This window comes from Eggerthella sp. BIOML-A4 (assembly GCF_009875575.1).
Classification (GTDB): Bacteria; Actinomycetota; Coriobacteriia; order Coriobacteriales; family Eggerthellaceae; genus Eggerthella; species Eggerthella lenta.
Genome location: NZ_WWRX01000004.1, coordinates 148,901 through 165,134, shown reverse-complemented (window position 1 = coordinate 165,134; position 16,234 = coordinate 148,901). Strand labels below are relative to the sequence as shown.

The 16,234-nt window shown below is 63.9% G+C and carries 14 protein-coding genes and 1 tRNA gene; 8 read left to right on the top strand and 7 right to left on the bottom strand.

The genetic code is table 11. The annotated features are described in order from the left end of the window. Positions 1-76 precede the first annotated feature (76 nt). The 3 genes from GT613_RS04715 to GT613_RS04705 all read left to right on the top strand — a co-directional run bounded on the left by GT613_RS04715 (position 77) and on the right by GT613_RS04705 (position 2,742). A tRNA-Lys gene (locus GT613_RS04715) sits at positions 77-152 on the top strand. A 146-nt stretch (positions 153-298) separates the two neighbouring features. Beyond that, positions 299-940 carry an RNA polymerase sigma factor gene (locus tag GT613_RS04710; RefSeq protein WP_009608270.1) on the top strand — a complete coding sequence of 214 codons (642 nt, stop codon included), beginning with the start codon at positions 299-301 and terminating at the stop codon, positions 938-940. Then, positions 937-2,742, top strand: a complete 1,806-nt coding sequence (locus GT613_RS04705; RefSeq protein ID WP_009608276.1) for a hypothetical protein — start codon at positions 937-939, stop codon at positions 2,740-2,742. Before GT613_RS04710 ends, GT613_RS04705 begins: the two co-directional genes overlap by 4 nt. Positions 2,743-2,809: 67 nt before the next feature. On the opposite strand, the gene GT613_RS04700 is transcribed toward GT613_RS04705, so the two are convergent. Continuing rightward, positions 2,810-4,912, bottom strand: a complete 2,103-nt coding sequence (locus GT613_RS04700) for an FtsX-like permease family protein (RefSeq protein WP_009304202.1) — start codon at positions 4,910-4,912, stop codon at positions 2,810-2,812. Then, positions 4,902-5,729 (bottom strand): ABC transporter ATP-binding protein, encoded by an 828-nt coding sequence (locus GT613_RS04695; protein WP_009304201.1) that lies wholly within the window; start codon positions 5,727-5,729, stop codon positions 4,902-4,904. Before GT613_RS04695 ends, GT613_RS04700 begins: the two co-directional genes overlap by 11 nt. Before the next feature lie 185 nt (positions 5,730-5,914). Here GT613_RS04695 and GT613_RS04690 point away from each other — a divergent pair, with 185 nt between their 5' ends. Continuing rightward, positions 5,915-6,661 (top strand): response regulator transcription factor, encoded by a 747-nt coding sequence (locus tag GT613_RS04690; protein ID WP_009304200.1) that lies wholly within the window; start codon positions 5,915-5,917, stop codon positions 6,659-6,661. Between the two features lie 3 nt (positions 6,662-6,664). Beyond that, positions 6,665-8,101 (top strand): sensor histidine kinase KdpD, encoded by a 1,437-nt coding sequence (locus tag GT613_RS04685; RefSeq protein WP_009304199.1) that lies wholly within the window; start codon positions 6,665-6,667, stop codon positions 8,099-8,101. 12 nt (positions 8,102-8,113) lie between these two features. Here GT613_RS04685 and GT613_RS04680 read toward each other — a convergent pair whose 3' ends face one another. After that, entirely contained in the window at positions 8,114-8,968 is an 855-nt protein-coding gene (locus GT613_RS04680; protein ID WP_009304198.1) for a DegV family protein, read from the bottom strand. A gap of 166 nt (positions 8,969-9,134) precedes the next feature. Between GT613_RS04680 and GT613_RS04675 the strand changes: the two genes are divergently transcribed. Both GT613_RS04675 and GT613_RS04670 read left to right on the top strand, forming a co-directional pair. Then, complete coding sequence (locus GT613_RS04675) at positions 9,135-9,680, top strand: DUF1836 domain-containing protein (protein WP_015760852.1); 546 nt, start codon at positions 9,135-9,137, stop codon at positions 9,678-9,680. 82 nt (positions 9,681-9,762) lie between these two features. Then, entirely contained in the window at positions 9,763-11,787 is a 2,025-nt protein-coding gene (locus GT613_RS04670; RefSeq protein ID WP_258773783.1) for a sodium:proton antiporter, read from the top strand. Between the two features lie 41 nt (positions 11,788-11,828). Here GT613_RS04670 and GT613_RS04665 read toward each other — a convergent pair whose 3' ends face one another. The 4 genes from GT613_RS04665 to argS form a co-directional block, all read right to left on the bottom strand. Further along, the gene (locus tag GT613_RS04665) at positions 11,829-12,164 is read right to left on the bottom strand and encodes a hypothetical protein (protein WP_009304195.1); all 336 of its coding nucleotides are present in this window, start codon (positions 12,162-12,164) and stop codon (positions 11,829-11,831) included. A gap of 1 nt (position 12,165) precedes the next feature. Then, a complete protein-coding gene (locus tag GT613_RS04660) occupies positions 12,166-12,480 on the bottom strand; it encodes a DUF2089 family protein (protein ID WP_226844372.1) in 315 nt (104 codons plus the stop codon). Positions 12,481-12,900: 420 nt separating this feature from the next. Further along, the gene (locus tag GT613_RS04655) at positions 12,901-13,485 is read right to left on the bottom strand and encodes a hypothetical protein (RefSeq protein WP_009304193.1); all 585 of its coding nucleotides are present in this window, start codon (positions 13,483-13,485) and stop codon (positions 12,901-12,903) included. Positions 13,486-13,718: 233 nt separating this feature from the next. Continuing rightward, positions 13,719-15,446, bottom strand: coding sequence for an arginine--tRNA ligase (gene argS / locus GT613_RS04650; RefSeq protein WP_015760854.1), 1,728 nt, complete (start codon positions 15,444-15,446; stop codon positions 13,719-13,721). Positions 15,447-15,652: 206 nt separating this feature from the next. Between argS and GT613_RS04645 the strand changes: the two genes are divergently transcribed. Beyond that, on the top strand, positions 15,653-16,108 hold the full coding sequence (locus GT613_RS04645) for a GNAT family N-acetyltransferase (protein WP_015760855.1): 456 nt from the start codon (positions 15,653-15,655) through the stop codon (positions 16,106-16,108). Positions 16,109-16,234: the final 126 nt, after the last annotated feature.

Here is a 16,234-nt window from a genome sequence, read left to right as displayed (position 1 = left end):
TTGCAATTGCTGGAAACATGCTTTAAAATAATCCAGCGCTTTGCGCACTTGGAACTTTGACATAGGCGTTATTTCTGGACTGTTAGCTTAGTTGGTAGAGCAGGGGACTCTTAATCCCAAGGTCCGGGGTTCGAGTCCCCGACAGTCCACCATTTGAATTCTAAAGGTCAGACATCATGTCTGGCCTTTTTCATTTTCCCCCTTCTCCTCTGAATTGTGGGCACCTTGTGTATGATGGCGGAAGCATCTGCGACAAAACGCTCCTTCGCGCGTGTTGGTAGCGGAAAGGAGATGGGATATGGATGTAGGTTGCGAGGCTCTGGGAGCCGGAACGTCCCGGAGCGACCGTCCGCTTGCTGCAGCGAACGGACGAAAACCGCACGCTGGCCAGCCGAGCGGAACCGTGCACGTCCTCGACGCCGTGGCGCTCGAAAGCGCCATGGAGCGCTGGGGCGACACCGTGCTTCGCTTGGCTACCAGCCGCATGGGCAGCGTCGCCGACGCTGAGGACGTGTTTCAAACCGTGTTCATGCGCCTGCTGCAATCGAGAGAGCGGTTCACCGACGACGAGCATCTGAAGGCGTGGCTTCTGCGCGTGACGATCAACTGCTGCAACGACGTGCACCGCAGCCCCTGGAGCAAGCGCCGCGCCGAGCTTGACGATGCCACGCTGTCCACGTTGCGCGCCTCCGAGCTGGACGAGCCGGGACGCGAAGCGCCCGACGACGCTTTCGGCAACCGCAACCTCGAGCCCGGCGACTTGGCCGCGGCTCTCGCCCGCCTCACGCCCCAGCAGCGCACCGCCGTGCACCTGTTCTACTTCGAAGGATATGCAACCGACGAGATAGCGCAGATCACCGGCGAGCGCTCAGGCACCGTCCGATCCCACCTCCACCGCGCGCGCAAGGCCCTCAAGATCAATCTAGGAGCGCACTCATGAACGAAAACGATTTCCGCAAGGAGTACGAGCGCATGCAGCACCAGGTGCGCGCGTCGTCCGATCTCAAAGAACGCACGCTAGCCGCCGCCGAGCGGGCAGCCGACCGCTTCGCCTCCTCCGCTCAGCCGGTCGCGACCGCGTCAGCCAAGCGCCCACATCGGCGCGCCGGATCGCGCAGCGGCGGCGTCGCAGTTGCGCGTCGCTGGGGTCTGCCCGCCGCAGCCTGCCTCGTCGCCGCGGCCATCGTCGCCGGCGGCGTGCCCATGGTCATGGGCGCGATGGACGCGGACGGCCATACGGCCATCTCCCTGAGCGACGCCCAACAGGCAAGCGGCTTCGCCGTGCGCGCCTACGCCTCCGACGGCAGCGCGCCGCTCGCGCCCGGCGAGGGGGGCACCGTTGCGTTCGACCGCGACTTGGGCTACCGCTTCTCAGGAGGCGACGACTACAAAGTGAGCGGCTTCTTCACCGGCTGCCTCTTCCACGTTGAGGGCGAGGGCATCTCCCGCGTGCAGGCGAACCTGACGGGCGGAGCCCTGTACCGCGTGACGTTCGAAGACGGACCGACCGACCCCGACGACCCGCGCATGGGCGAGCTGGCAAGCTGGAAGCCCACGGCGCGCGGTACCGGCGAGTACTACGGCGGCTACGATTTCGTCGGAAGCTCCATGCGGAACGGAGAGAGTAAGCTGAGCCTCGCGAAGCTCATGGGTTCCACCATCGACGTCTCCGCAAGCGACGACCCCGGCATCGCGGACGGCACGACGAGTTTCGGCCTCTGGACGAACGAGGGCGAGCCTCCTGAAAACATCATGGGCGACCTGCAATCCCCCGTCATCGACCTGTTCGAAGGACAGACGCTCACCGTCACCGTGACGTTCGAGGACGGGCGCACGTCCACCCAGGCCATCGAGCTGCACGCGGCCAACTTCGAGACCGAAATGGTCGACGGCACCCCCCGCCTGACCACCCGTCTCGCCGCAGACGACGCCGAAGCCCCCTCGGCAGCGAAATCGCTCTACGGCATCGTGGTGAAAGCGGGAAGCGGCCCGTTCCCCTTCCCGCTCGACGACGCGAACGACCGCGCCGACGAAGTGCTGCCCGCGTCGACCATCGAGCGCCAGGACGATACCTGGCGGGCAACCGTCGAGGAGAACGGCGCGCGCGTCGACGCGACCCTGCCCGAAAACGCGCTCACACCGTCCGACGGCGAAGTCGCGTTCGACTTCGGATACGAAAGCACCGGCTCCTCTCACCCAGACTCCGAAAGCTCGCAACAGCCGACCGCGCGCTTGGCCATGAGCTCCCCTTCCATCTCGCTCTCCGACACTCTTCCGGGCGGAAAGGCGCTCGACGACTGCCTCTTTGTCGTGGACGGATGGCTGGGCAACGCGCGCTACATGGACAAATGCTCGCGCGAGGTGTGGGGCTACGGCTACAACGACGACGGCACGCTTACGAGCGACGACTACCGTTACGCGTCCACGACGGTGACGCTGCGCAACCTTGAAGATACGGCCGTCCCCGTTTGGACGCCCGTGCTCTACGATTTCGCCCTGCGCAACGATGACGGAACGCTCGACATGGTGCGGACGGGTTACGATCTGGACTTCGAGGCAACGGGCGACACCGTGCCCTCCGACGACCCCCAGCACGTCGTCATCGCGCCGGGCGGCACAGTGCAGCTGACCGTGGTGCGCGTCCTGCCCACGTACGTCCTGGAGAGCGGAAACCTGGTGCTCGTGCCGACCGACGACGGCAGCCCGTTCTCCCAGGCCTTCTCCCTCGGCGGGCAGATCTAGCTGCCCCGCCGCTTCATCGCGGAGCCCCCGCAGACTCGGCCTGCGGGGGCTCCTTCGCTCCCCCCCCCTATTCGCGCACGAGCTTCCGGGCGCCGACGTACGTCACCGCGAAGTAGGCGCCGTACACCGCCAGGAACGCGCCGGCGCAGGCCAACGCCATCGACGTGATGTCGAGGTGCCCGAACACGGCCACGACGTCGGTGACCACCACGAGCGCGCACGCGGCGTGCGCGACGGCCAGCAGCAGCGGGAACAGGAAGTACACGAGCACCTGAACGAACAGCGCGCTGCTGATCATGCCCTCGGGAGCCCCCAGCTTTCGCAGCAGCCCGTAGCGCTGCGCGTTATCGGAAGCGTCGGACAGCTGCTGGATGGCGAGTATGGCCGCACAGGCGATGACCAGCACGAAGCCCAGGTAGATGGCCAGGTACGCCACAATGGTGGACAGGCTGATGCTCTGGTCGATCACCTCGGCGCGCGTCATGGACAGCGTGATCGGCCAGGTGTCGGGGTTGTCGGTGTCCGCCACGGCGTCCATCATCTCGCCGAACGCGGCCTCGTCCTCGTCGCTTGCGCACTGCACGTCGAGGACGGACTGGAGGATCGCCGATCCTGCCGGCACCGCCTCGTCGGGCACCACGAGCGTGCCCGTGTTCATCGGAAACGGCGTGGTCTGCAGGCTCTCGCCCCGGAATTCGGCCACGCGCAGGTCGCGCCCGCCCACGGACAGCACGGTGCCGCGATCCACCGCGTCGCGGTAGAACCCGCTCGTGATGTCGGAGTCGCTGAAAACCGCGCACTCCCCCGCGCCCAGCTCGAGCGCCGGTCGACCCGCCAGCTCGAGCGCGGCGTTCACCTGCGACAGCTTCGCCAGGTACACGGGGTACGCGCCGTAACCGCTGTTGACGGACGCGCCCGCGTAGTCGGACAGCTTGAGGCCGCTCGCGCGCTCCACGTCGTCCATCACGAGGCCGTCGGCCGGATCGACCAAAAAGTCGATCTGCGCCGTGCGGGACGCCGCCGCATCGAAGTCGCCCGCGCCCACGGCCGCCACGCTCGCGCGCAGCCCCGCGGCCATATCGTAGCCCTGCCGCTCGGCGAAGGCCCCGAATTCACCCAGTTCGGCAGGCTGATAGCCCGCCTCGGCGTTGTACGAGCCGAACGACGTGGACACGCTGGCGCTGTAGCCGGTGCTCTTGTCCAGCGAGCCGTCGATGGCGTTGCGGATGCCGATGCCGCCGCACACGCTGGTGATGGCCAGGAACAGCACGAGGCACACCACCGACAGCGACGCGAACGCGGTGTTCACCTTCGCGTTCAGCTGCCGCAGCGCGAACATGTTAAGCCCGCGCAGGTACAGCGGCTTGATCAGCTGTACCAGCTTCAACAGGAAGCCCGACAGCGCGTAGAAGAACAGCACCGTGCCTGCGCACACGAGCAACGTGGCCGCCGCGAATTCGGGCGAGGGCTCCATCAGCCCGTTGTCGATGAGCAGCTTGTACGACACGCCTATCAGCACGAGCGACGCCGCGAACAGCGCGAGCGACAGCGGCAAGCTGGTCAGCCGCATCTCCTCGTTCTTACGCTGCGCGTGCAGAAGGTCGATAAGCTTCGCCCGCGCCACCGTGCGCGCGTTCAACAGCGCGGCCGTCAGGAAGATGGCCGCGAACACGATGGCGGTCTTCGCCAACGCGTCGGCCGAGAACACGAACGCGAAGCCGCCCGCCTCGGCCACGTCGGCCTGGAACAGCGCGCTCGTCAGCTGCAAGAGAAGCTGCGACAGCCCGATGCCCACGACGAGCCCCGCCGCAAGCGAGGCCGCGCCCGCGATCAGCGATTCCAGCGCCACGATCTTCACCACGTCGCCCGTGCTCATGCCCAAGGCGAGGTACACCCCGAACTCGCGCTTGCGCCGCTTGATGAGGAAACTGTTCGCGTACACCACGAGGAACACGAGCACGAACGCAATGAACACCGACACGCCGCCGATGACCATGCCCAGCAGATCGAACATCTTGCTTTGCGTCTCGGAGAACGCGAGCACGCCCTGCTGGGCCGTCATGGAGTTGAACGCGTAGAACACCGCCACGCCCAGCATGACCGTGAGGAAGTAGATGCCGAAGTCCGCCAGCGACTTGCGCACGTTGCCGAGCGCGAGCCTAGCAAGCATGGCGCGTCACCTCGTCCGCGGCATCGTCCTCGCCCGCGCCGCCCATGCTGGAGACCACGTCCACGATGCGGCGGTAGAACGCCGAACGCTCCGTGCCGTTACGGCGCAGCTCGCCGTACAGGCCGCCATCCTTGATGAACACGATGCGGTTGCAGTAGCTGGCCGAGAACGAGTCGTGCGTGACCATGAGGATGGTGGATCCCCGCTCGTTGAGGTGCGCAAGCGATTCGAGCAGCTGGCGCGCCGATTTCGAATCGAGCGCGCCGGTGGGCTCGTCGGCCAGCACAAGATGCGGGCGGGTCACCGTGGCGCGCGCCGCGGCCACGCGCTGCTTCTGGCCGCCGGACATCTGGTAGGGGTACTTCTGCAGCACATCCTCGATGCCCAGCGTGCGCGCCGCCTCACGCACGCGCGGGTCGATCTCGCGCACGGGCGCCTTCTGGATGGTCAGCGCCAGCGCGATGTTCTCGTACGCCGTGAGCGTGTCCAGCAGGTTCGAGTCCTGGAAGATGAAGCCCAGGTCCTCGCGCCGGAACTTCGCCAGCTCCTTGCCAGCGAGCGCGGTCACGTCGCGCCCGCCGACGACGATGGTGCCGCTCGACGGCTTGTCGATGGTGGCCAGGCAGTTCAGTAGCGTCGATTTGCCCGACCCGCTGGGCCCCATGATGCCGGTGAACTCGCCGCACGCCACCGCGAAGCTCACGCGGTCGAGCGCCTGCGTCACGCTGCCGTCGTGCTTGCGCCCCTCGGCGCCGTAGCGCTTGCTGAGAGCGCGCACCTCCACCACCGTCGACGCGCCGACGTCCCTTGCATCCATATTCAGCTCCTTCTTCTCGTTTTGCTCCTGCTCCCAGGTTACGAGCCGCTCCTTACAGCGCCTTGCAGCGCGCCTTGCGGCTTCCTTACCGCACCTTGCGGCTGCCTTACGATACGAAGAAGCGGATTACCGCGCTCGGCCGCATGTGTCATACTGGCAAGCACGAAAGAGAAAGGGGTTCGACGATGACCGGCGCATTCGGCATGGTGGAGACGCACTTGCGCGGCAAGCGCATCCTGCTGGTGGACGACGAGCGCGAGCTGGCCGACATGGTGGCCACCATCTTGCACGGCGCGGGGTTCGCCTCCGTCGACATCGCGAATTCCAGCGCCGAAGCGCTCTCCTCGATCGCGGCGCGCAGCGCCTCCCCCGAGCACGCGTACCAGCTGTTCGTGCTCGACGTGATGATGCCCGGCATGGACGGCTTCGAGCTGCTCGGACGCATCCGTCAGCTGCCCGCGCACACCTCGACGCCCGCGCTGTTCCTCACGGCGAAAGACGAGCCTTTCGATCGCGTGTCGGGACTCACGTTGGGCGCCGACGATTACATCGCGAAGCCGTTTCTGCCCCAAGAGCTGGTGCTGCGCATCGCCGCCGTGCTGCGCCGCTGCTATGCCGCCGAGAACCCGCTGTTGGAGCTGGCTGCGAGCCGCGTGAACTTCGCCACCGCCGAGGTGGAGCGCGCCGACGGGCAGACGGTGCCGCTCACCGCCAAAGAACACGAGATCCTGAGCGTGCTCGCGCGCAACGCCGGGCGCATCGTCACCATCGATTCCCTGTGCGAGGCGTGCTGGGGCACGTCGTTCGGCTACGAGAACTCGCTCATGGCGCACATCCGTCGCCTGCGCGAGAAGATCGAGGCAGACCCGTCGGCGCCGGTTTCGCTCGTCACGGCGCGCGGACTGGGCTACAAGCTGGTCGAGCGCGGCTAGCTCATGGGCCGCGCCCCTCGCACATCTGCTCGAGACCGTCGCACAAGGCGACCGGCGGGCTTCGCGCGCTTCTTCACCAAGCAGCTGCTGCTGTTCGTGGCGCTGGCGCTGCTCATCGTGGTCATCGACTTCTTCCTGTACGCCGTCATCGCCTACCGGGAATCGAACTCGAACTTCAACGACGGCACGCCCGCGTCCACGACGCGCGCAGTCGACCAAGCTCTCGAGCAGGATGCCGACGGCTCATGGACGCTTGGGGAGAACGGCCTGGAGGCGCTCGGCCAGCAGGACGCCTGGGCGCTCGTCATCGGGACGGACGGCGCGGTGGCCTGGTCGCAGGACAAGCCGGAGGACGTGCCCGACCGGTTCAGCGTGAACGACGTGGCGATGGCAGCGCATTATGCGGCCGTCGCCGACTATCCGGCGTTTTTCTGGGATCGGGACGACGGCCTGCTGGTCGTGGGTTTCCCGAAGAACGAGTTCTGGACGATGACGCTCACCTACCCCGCGTCGACCGTGCGCAACTTCCCGCTGTACGTGCTGCTGATATTCGCAGTCGACCTCGGGATCTTGTACACCATCTACGCGGTGTCGCGTCGCCGGACGCAAAACGCCGTGGCTCCCATCGCCGAAGCGCTCGACGCGCTGTCTGACGGGCGCGCGGCCGAGCTGCACCTCAAAGGGGATCTGCGCGACATCGGCGACCAGATCACCGAGACGAGCGCCGTCATCGAGCAGAAGGACGCCGCGCGCGCAAGCTGGATTCGCGGCATCTCCCACGACATCCGCACGCCGCTGTCGATGATTCTCGGCTACGCCGACGCGCTCGTGCAGGACGAGGGCGCAGCCGAAGAGGCGCGCGCAAGCGCGCGGGTCATCAGAGCGCAGGGGCTCAAGATCAAGGACCTCGTCACCGATCTCAACACCGCCTCGCAGCTGGACTACGACATGCAGCCGATGCGCCTGGAACGCGTGCATGCGGCGCGCCTGCTGCGCACCGTGGCGGCCGCGCATGCGAACAGCGGGCTGGACGAAGCGCATCCTATCGAGCTCGACATCGCAGAGGACGCGCTGAACGCGGTGGTGCTGGGGGACGAGAGGCTGCTCACGCGCGCGGTGGAGAACGCCATCTCCAACGCGCGGCTGCACAACGAGCAGGGATGCACGATCAGCGTCGAACTGGCGCTGCGAGACAACGCGTACTGCACGATCCGCGTGAGCGACGACGGTGCTGGAATCGCGGCTGCCGACCTCGCCGCGCTCGAAGCGCGCCTCGCGCGCTCGCGCACGGCGCGCAGCGCGGCTGGGTCGTTCAACCGCGATCACGGCCTGGGGCTCGTTCTGGTCGACCGCATCGCCCGCGCGCACGAGGGATCGCTCTCCCTCGACGGCGCGCCGGGCGAAGGCTTCTCCGTGACCCTCGCCCTCCCGCTGGCGTAGCGACGGAAGGGTTTACGCTCCGCAGACGCCGATGCCGATGAGGCCGGGGCCGGTATGCACCACGAGCACGGGGCTGATCTGCCCTTCGTACCAGGCGTCCACGTTGTGCACGCGCTGCTCCAGCTCGTGCTTTACTTCGGCCGCCTCCGCAGCGGCATCGCCGTTCACCACGGCCATCGTGCAACGCGGATACCGCGCCGCTGCCTCCTCGGCGCAGCGCATGGCCTTCTTCAGCGATTGACGGCGACCCTTGGCCTTCGCCACGGTGCAGTACACGCCCTTCTCGTTGCAGGTGATCACCGGGCGCATGTCCAGCAGACTGCCCACCGCGTACGTCACGTTGCCTATGCGGCCGCCCTTATGCAGGTATTCCAGCGTGTCCACGCAGAAGAACACCTTCGTGCTCTCCACGATGCGCTCGCTGTCGCGTCGCAGGTCGTCGAGCGTGGCGCCGTCGGCCAGCCTGCGCGCCACCGCAAGCGCGACCAAGCCCGCGCCCATGCCGATGTTCTTCGTGTCCACGATGCAGCAGTCCAGCTCGGGCATCCCGACGGTGATCGATCGCATGAGCTCGCATGTGGCCGACAGGCCGCTCGAGATAGTGACGATGACGGCCTGCTCGTAACCGTCGTCCACGACGCGCTGCAGCACCTCGCGCGCAATCGCAGGAGTCGGCGTGGACGTAGTGGGGATCTCCTCGGAGAAGCGGTCGTATACCTGTTGCGGCGTGATGGTCACTTTATCGAGAAAGCTCTCGCGTTCGTAGTTCACCTGCAACGGCACGACGTACATGCCGTACCGCTCGACGTCCGCCGGCGGCACGTCGGTGCACGAGTCGATGACGAGAGCGATGCGAGAGGTGTCCATGCGACCTGCTTTCGTTCGTCCGGGCATCGCCCGGGTTACTATCTAGTATCAATAACTAGATTATTGGTTGAAACGTACTATGTCAAGCAGTTCTAAAGATTGACTCCAAACGGTCGCCTTGCTATGCTCGTTTTGTTTCCTCCGCACGCGCGCGAAAGGCTCCTTCATGAACGACGCATCCGTCAGCACATCGACCTATGCCGAGCATCTCGTCTCCCTGCACCTCCCTCGCTACGACGAGATACCCTCCATCGACCTGTACATGGACCAACTGGTGGGTTTTCTCGAAGACACGCTGGCTCCGCTGTACCAGCCCGGCGAGAAGATCATCACGCGTTCCATGGTGAACAACTACGTGAAGCAGGGCGTGCTGGCATCGGCCGCAGGCAAGAAGTACACGCGCTCCCACATCGCATACCTCATCGTCATCTGCACCCTTAAGCAGACGTTCTCCATAGCGGAAATCGACCGGCTCATCCGCATGCAAATCGCCAGCTTCGACACGCGCGTGGCCTACGACTACTACTGCGATGCGTTCGAAGCCGCGCTGCGAGCGTTGTTCGCAGCCCTTCCAACCAGCCCGAAAGGCCTGATGAGCGGAGAAAATGAGGGGGATTTCGAGCGGGATCTGGTGCTGGCTTCCACGGCGGCTGTCGCCTACACGCTCTACATCAAAGCGAGCATCGCCGTAGCGGGCGGGCGGCCCAAATAACGCCTTCCGCTCATTTCGTGCGCAAAGCCGAGCGGATGCGACCGGCTCGGTTACAATAAAAGGGTTGATCCCATCCCAACGAATGGAGGAGCCCTTGGAAGCGCTCATGCTCGCCCTGCTCTTGCTGGCGGCCGTCCTCGTCTCGTCGGTCATCGACCAGCTGGTGCCCAAGATCTCCTCGCCCCTCATACAGATCCTGCTTGGCCTCGGCATCGCGCTTCTCGCTTCCTCGCAAATCAAGATCGAACTCGATGACAAGCTGTTCCTCGTGCTGTTCATCGCTCCTTTGCTCTACGACGAGGCCAAGAACATCGACAAGGCATCGCTGTGGCGCAACCGCAAGCCCGTGCTGTCGCTGGCCATCGGACTGGTGCTTGCCACGGCGCTCGTCGTGGGGTTCGCCGTCCACTGGCTCGTGCCGTCCATCAGCTTGTTCGCCGCTTTCGCGCTGGGCGCGGCGCTCGGCCCGACCGATGCCGTGGCGGTAGCGTCGCTTTCCAAGGAAACGAGCATCTCCTCACGTTCCAAGAGCATTCTCGAAGGCGAGTCGCTCATCAACGACGCCTCGGGCATCGTGGCGTTCCAATTCGCCATCGCAGCCGCCGTCACCGGCACGTTCTCCCTCGTCGACGCCACAGCCGACTTCCTGTTCAGCTTCTTCGGCGGTATCCTCATGGGCATCGCCCTGGGCTACCTGGGCAACTTCCTAGTGCGCAAGGTTCGCTCGTGGGGCCTGGAGAACACGACCTTCCACGTGTTGTTCGAGGTGTTCACGCCGTTCATCGTGTACCTTGTGGCCAACGCGCTGCACACGAGCGGCATCCTGGCCGTGGTGGCGGCAGGTCTCGTGAACGTCATCTCGCCGCGCATCATCGGGCCGTCCATCTCGCGCATGAACATCGTCTCGACAAGCGTCTGGCGGGTGCTGTCCTTCGCGCTCAACGGCGTGGTGTTCGTGTTGCTGGGCACGCAGCTGCCGCTCGCCTTTCAAGGAACATGGGAAAGCACGGCCGTTTCGAACGACAAGCTCATCGCGTACGTGCTGGGTCTCGCCTTCATCGTGATCTTCGCACGATTCGTTTGGGTGATGGCCATGGAATGGGTGCACAGCCGCGCCGAACGCGCAGATCGCCCGTTCGGGTTGGAGAACGTGCGCACGGCTGCCGTCATGACCCTGGGCGGCCCGAAAGGAGCCATCACGCTGGCCGTGGCGTTCACCATATCCTACGCGGTGCCGCAGCGCGACCTCATGATATTCATGGCCTGCGGCGTGATCGTAGTAACCCTGCTTCTGGCCACGTTCGTCGTGCCCCTGCTGGCACCGAAGAAGCCGCCCACCGACGAGGACCTGCGCTGCGACGAGACCGAGGTGAGCATCGAGATACTGCGCACCGTCATCGAGGACTTGGCCGCGCGCCAGACCGCCGAGAACCGTGCGGCCACGCAGATGGTGATCCGCTCCTACAACGACCGCATCGCGCGCATCAAAAGCCGCAACGACATCGAGGACGAGCCGAACACGGCCCTGCGCCTGCAAGCGGTGCGCTGGGAGCAGGAGCTCGCGCTCAAGCTCATCGACGACGAGGAGATCTACCCCATCATCGGCTACCAGTACCTCAGCCGCCTCGCCCGCATCGAGAACATGCTGAAGCATCATCGAGGCCGCTGGTCGGCTCAGAACTTCATGCTGCGCCTGCGAGCCATAGCGCGCTCGGGATGGCACCGCATCGTCGCCGGACTGCCCGGCATCAACGTCACGGAACGCGTGCAGGCCATCCGCGATCTGCAGATGCAATGCGCCGAGCACGTGGTGGAGCGCCTGCAGCAGAAGCTGGCCTCCCCCGAATCGGACGAACCGGCCGAGGACGTCAGCACGCTCTTGCTGGAATACCAGCGTTCCATCACGGCCTTGCGCAATGCCAACCCGTCCATCACCGCCCTCACGAACACGGCAAGCAAGGCCCAAGACATCGAACGCTACGGCTTGCGCCTCGAGCTCGAGCAGATCCAAGCGCGCTACGAAGACGGCGACCTGTGCCGATCCTCGTACAAGCGCCTGCGCGAGAATGTCGCCCTGATGCAGGTCGACCTGGAGGACAACGTATAGGATGCGGCCTCCGTCCGTCGTCCCGAGCGAGAGACGGCAGACTACAGATCCTGCACGTTCATCTTGTTGAGCTGCCGCGACATCTCCATCTTGCGGCGCTGGCGCACATACACCAGCGTGAAGACGACCGCAGGAAGGCAGTACAGGGCAAGGGCGAGAACGGAGGCGAAAAAGGCTCCCGCAGAGAACATGACGCGAAACGCCTCGATGAAGTTCGGGGCGGAGAAGCCGATGGCGGCCACGAGGGACGCTATCGGCAGCACCAAGCCCGCAATCGCGTTTCTCGCCCTCGAGGCCGCGAACTGAAGCGCCACCAATCCGGCGAACAGCGCGACAGCGGCGAGCAGCATGACGAAGGCAGCAGGTCCGAAAAGCATGTCATCCTCCTTCAAAGTGGCGAACCTTGCGATATTCGGATATGAGCACTTTGGCGGCGTCGAAGTCGATGCGCTCGTTCACTGCGAGCCGCTTGATCAGGGCGATGTACGGATCGGTCTCGCGATCCTCCCCTATCCTGATCTTCTGGATGAGCCGGTCGAGCCGCAGTCGGACCGTTGGATAGGTGACTCCGTACTGACGCGCGACCTCTTTCAAGGAACCGGACGCAAGTAAGAACCGCTTGACGAACGCGACATCCTCGTCGTCGAGATCGACCATCCATTCGGGAACCACTTCAATGCTCAACGTGCACACCTCCTTTAGTTTTATTAAAGATACTCTTTAATAAAACTAAAGTCAAGTAATGAGAGCTATCGCCATCCGCTAATCGAATCACCCCATATCTTCAGTGTGCTCGACACGGAAAACGGATGTTTCGATCATTGTTTGAGGTATCAATTGTGACCATACCCTAAACGTCCGTTGTTAAACCATTGGCGGCACAGGTTCGTTCTGGGCTTCATGCGCCGCGAGCCACGCGGAGACCGAGAGAATCCGACAAGATCGAGCGACAGTTCTCCGAAAAACACGTCTATCGAAACAAGCGCTGCCGCCAAGAAAGGCCGAATGGGCCGACACCGGAAGATTCCGATGCCAGCCCATTCGCGTCGTCTAGATTAGGCTATTCACCGTCCAGCTTTTGAGGCCAAGTCATCGGGTGGCCTTCCCAATGCTTTATCGCCGTCTGCCTCTACTGCTTTTCGAAAACACGGGAACGATCAAGTTTCCAATGACGGAAACAACCGGTACCGCCAAAAACCAGAACGATGCCGTTTCACGCGTTACTAAGAACGAAACAAACGCCAGCAACGAAAATATAGTGAGCATTATCATTGATAGGATCGGGCCTCTTTTTGCCTGCTCTATTTCATTGTCAACAAGCCTATCCTGCCTTTTCGACTCGTCAATGGTAAAAGCGTCATTCCATCTGCATATTCGCTCACGTGTCTCAGGATCATACAGCTTATGAACATCCGGATGGGGCAATAGACCCGAAAACGACACAGACTTGCTTTCGGAACTCAAAATAATCCCAGCTGATTCGAGTTCATCTTCTGAAGCAGCGTCGAGAATGTCAACAGCGGCTAGGAGCTCTTCCGAACGCTTATCAAGCGCTTCTTGCTTGCCGATATTCGAGCCCTTTTCATCCTGGCCAAGTTCGAGACGGCTTTCTCCATCGAGTCCTTTCGGACGTTCTCTAGCTTTTTGCTGTTGTCCAGACCGGGGATCGTCAACAATTCCATTGCCGTCATCGCTCACAACCTCCTCCTTCATAGCATTGCAAACTATCAACATATGGCAACAATGATTGTACACCAGAAGCAATCGCATACAGCGAAGGACGCTATACGGTTATCCTAAATTTTTCAGAAGGCGACCTGTGCCGATCCTCGTACAAGCGCCTGCGCGAGAATGTCGCCCTGATGCAGGTCGACCTGGAGGACAACGTATAAAAAAGGCCGCCCATCGGGCGGCCTTCCTTCGAACGAAACCTACATCTTGGCCGGAGCGGAAACGCCCAGCAGGTCCAGCGTCTTGGCCAGCACGATGCGCGTGGCGTCCACGAGGGCAAGACGCGCGTTCGTCACAGCCTCCTCCTCGCCGATGACGTGGCAGTTCGTGTAGAACGAATGGAACAGCGAGGCCAGATCCTGAGCGTAGTGCGTCAAACGGAACGCCGCGCGGTCGCGAGCCGCCTGAGCCACGAGCGGGCCGAAGTCGTCCATCTTGCGCATCAGCGCCAGCTCGGACTCGTGCGTGAGCGGCGAGAGGTCCACGTTCGCCGGGATCACCTTCGAGGCCAGCTCGTCCATCGACATGTCGCCGTTCGCGGCCGCTTCGGCATCGGCCGGGTCGGCCGCCTTGCGCAGGATCGAGCAGATGCGCGCGTGCGCGTACTGCACGTAGTACACCGGGTTCGACGCGTCCTTCTTCTTCGCCACCTCGATGTCGAAGTCGATGGGCTGGTCGGAGGACTTCGCCAGCATGAGGTAGCGGGTGGCGTCCACGCCCACCTCGTCGATGAGCTCCTCGAACGTGATCATCTCGCCCGTGCGCTTCGACATGCGCACGGCCTCGCCGTCGCGGAACAGGTTCACCAGCTGGCCGAGCATGATCTCGAGCGCGCCGGGCCAGCCCCACGCGGCCAGCATGGCCTCGCAGCGGGCGATGTAGCCGTGGTGGTCGGCGCCCCAGATGTTGATGAGGTGGTCGAAGCCGCGCTCCATCTTGTTGTAGTGGTACGCCACGTCGCTCATGAAGTACGTCATCTCGCCGTTGGCCTTGATGAGCACGCGATCCTTCTCGTCGTCGAACGCGCTGGACCTGAACCAGGTGGCGCCGTCCTCGACGTAGATGTAGCCCTTCTCGTCCATGGCCTTGAGGCTGCGGTCCACCGCGCTCAAGCCGTCCTCATCGGGCACGTACAGCGAGCGCTCGGAGAACCAGCATCCGAAGGTGGTGCCGAACCGCTCGGTGACGCGGTGCTGCTCGGCCAACTCGTAGGCATAGGCGCGCTCGCGGAAGTTCTCCATGCGCTCCTTCGGGTCGGCATCGAGCCACTTGTCGCCGTCCTCATCGATGATGGTCTGCGCGATATCCTTCACGTAAGAGCCTGCATAGCACGCCTCGGGCATCTCCACGTCGCGGCCCAGCAGCTGCTGGTAGCGCACGGCCACCGACTCGCCGAAGTTGTCCATCTGCGTGCCGGCATCGTTGATGTAGAACTCTTCGAACACGTCGTAGCCCGCATGGCGCATGACGCGCGCCGTGGCATCGCCCAGCGCGGCCCAGCGGCCATGGCCCACGTGCAAGGGGCCGGTGGGGTTCGCCGAGATGTACTCCAGGTTGATCTTGCGCTCGCCCTCGGGAATCTCGCCCTTGCCGAAGTCGTCCTTCTCGGCGCGAGCCGCCGCCACGACGCCCTGCAGGACGGCGTTCGCCAGACGAATGTTGATGAAGCCGGGGCCGGCGATGTCGACGGAAGCGATCATGTCGTTCTCGGGCAGGTGGTCGACGATGATCTGAGCGATCTCGCGAGGATTCTTCTTGGCAAGCTTTGCCGAACGCATGGCGACGGTGGACGCCCAGTCGCCGTTGCTCTCGTCGCGCGGGCGCTCGAGAGCCGCCTCGGGAGCCTGCTCGAGCGTGAGCGTTCCGTCCTCGCACGCGGCCGCGACGGCCGCGTCGATCAGCTGTTCAAGTTGTTCGCGAATTTGCATGGTACGCATCTTTCCTTAGCGGATGGGTCTTTCGTTTACACGTCTCACGATTCTACCATGTTCCCGAGCGTTTGGGGCACGCAGCCCCCACGCGTTTCACTCGAACGCCCGTTATGCAGAAAACATACACACGACCTCGGATAATCTCCGTTTCGTTGCGCACATATGGTACAGTGACCCAGCAACCGACGAGAGAAAGGACCGGCATGGAATTGCGATTCGAGCATGGGAACTTCGATGACGCGCGCATCGTACGCACACGCGTGTTCATGGAGGAACAGGGTTTCCAGGACGAGTTCGACGACATCGACGACGATCCGCGCACCATCCACGTAACGCTTTACGACGCAAACGCCCTTGTCGGCTGCGCACGCACCTTCCCCGATCCCGACCGCCCCGATCAGCCGGGTCGCTGGGTGTTCGGCCGCCTGGCCGTGCTTCCCGAGGCGCGCCGCGGCGGCTTCGGGGCCGCGCTGCTGGCCGAGTCCGAGCGCCTGGCGCGCGAGGCCGGCGCGACCGAAATGCACCTGCACGCCCAATGCCGCGTCACGCCGTTCTACGGGCGTATGGGCTACGCGCAGTACGGTCCCGTCGAGCTGGACGAGCACGTCGAGCACATCTGGATGGAGAAACTCCTGGATGAGACAGGGGGACGAGGTTAGTGCCTCATTCCGCAAGCATACCGCATCCGTATCGACAGGGAATGAGGCATTAGCCCCGTCCCCCTGTCTCATCCAGGAGTTTCTCCATCCAGATGTGCTCGACGTGCTCGTCCAGCTCGACGGGAC

Coding starts and splice junctions, on each gene's coding strand:
- GT613_RS04710 (WP_009608270.1), top strand. CDS start 299: ATGGATGTAGGTTGCGAGGCTCTGGGAGCCGGAACGTCCCGGAGCGAC.
- GT613_RS04705 (WP_009608276.1), top strand. CDS start 937: ATGAACGAAAACGATTTCCGCAAGGAGTACGAGCGCATGCAGCACCAG.
- GT613_RS04700 (WP_009304202.1), bottom strand. CDS start 4,912: ATGCTTGCTAGGCTCGCGCTCGGCAACGTGCGCAAGTCGCTGGCGGAC.
- GT613_RS04695 (WP_009304201.1), bottom strand. CDS start 5,729: ATGGATGCAAGGGACGTCGGCGCGTCGACGGTGGTGGAGGTGCGCGCT.
- GT613_RS04690 (WP_009304200.1), top strand. CDS start 5,915: ATGACCGGCGCATTCGGCATGGTGGAGACGCACTTGCGCGGCAAGCGC.
- GT613_RS04685 (WP_009304199.1), top strand. CDS start 6,665: ATGGGCCGCGCCCCTCGCACATCTGCTCGAGACCGTCGCACAAGGCGA.
- GT613_RS04680 (WP_009304198.1), bottom strand. CDS start 8,968: ATGGACACCTCTCGCATCGCTCTCGTCATCGACTCGTGCACCGACGTG.
- GT613_RS04675 (WP_015760852.1), top strand. CDS start 9,135: ATGAACGACGCATCCGTCAGCACATCGACCTATGCCGAGCATCTCGTC.
- GT613_RS04670 (WP_258773783.1), top strand. CDS start 9,763: ATGGAGGAGCCCTTGGAAGCGCTCATGCTCGCCCTGCTCTTGCTGGCG.
- GT613_RS04665 (WP_009304195.1), bottom strand. CDS start 12,164: ATGCTTTTCGGACCTGCTGCCTTCGTCATGCTGCTCGCCGCTGTCGCG.
- argS (WP_015760854.1), bottom strand. CDS start 15,446: ATGCAAATTCGCGAACAACTTGAACAGCTGATCGACGCGGCCGTCGCG.
- GT613_RS04645 (WP_015760855.1), top strand. CDS start 15,653: ATGGAATTGCGATTCGAGCATGGGAACTTCGATGACGCGCGCATCGTA.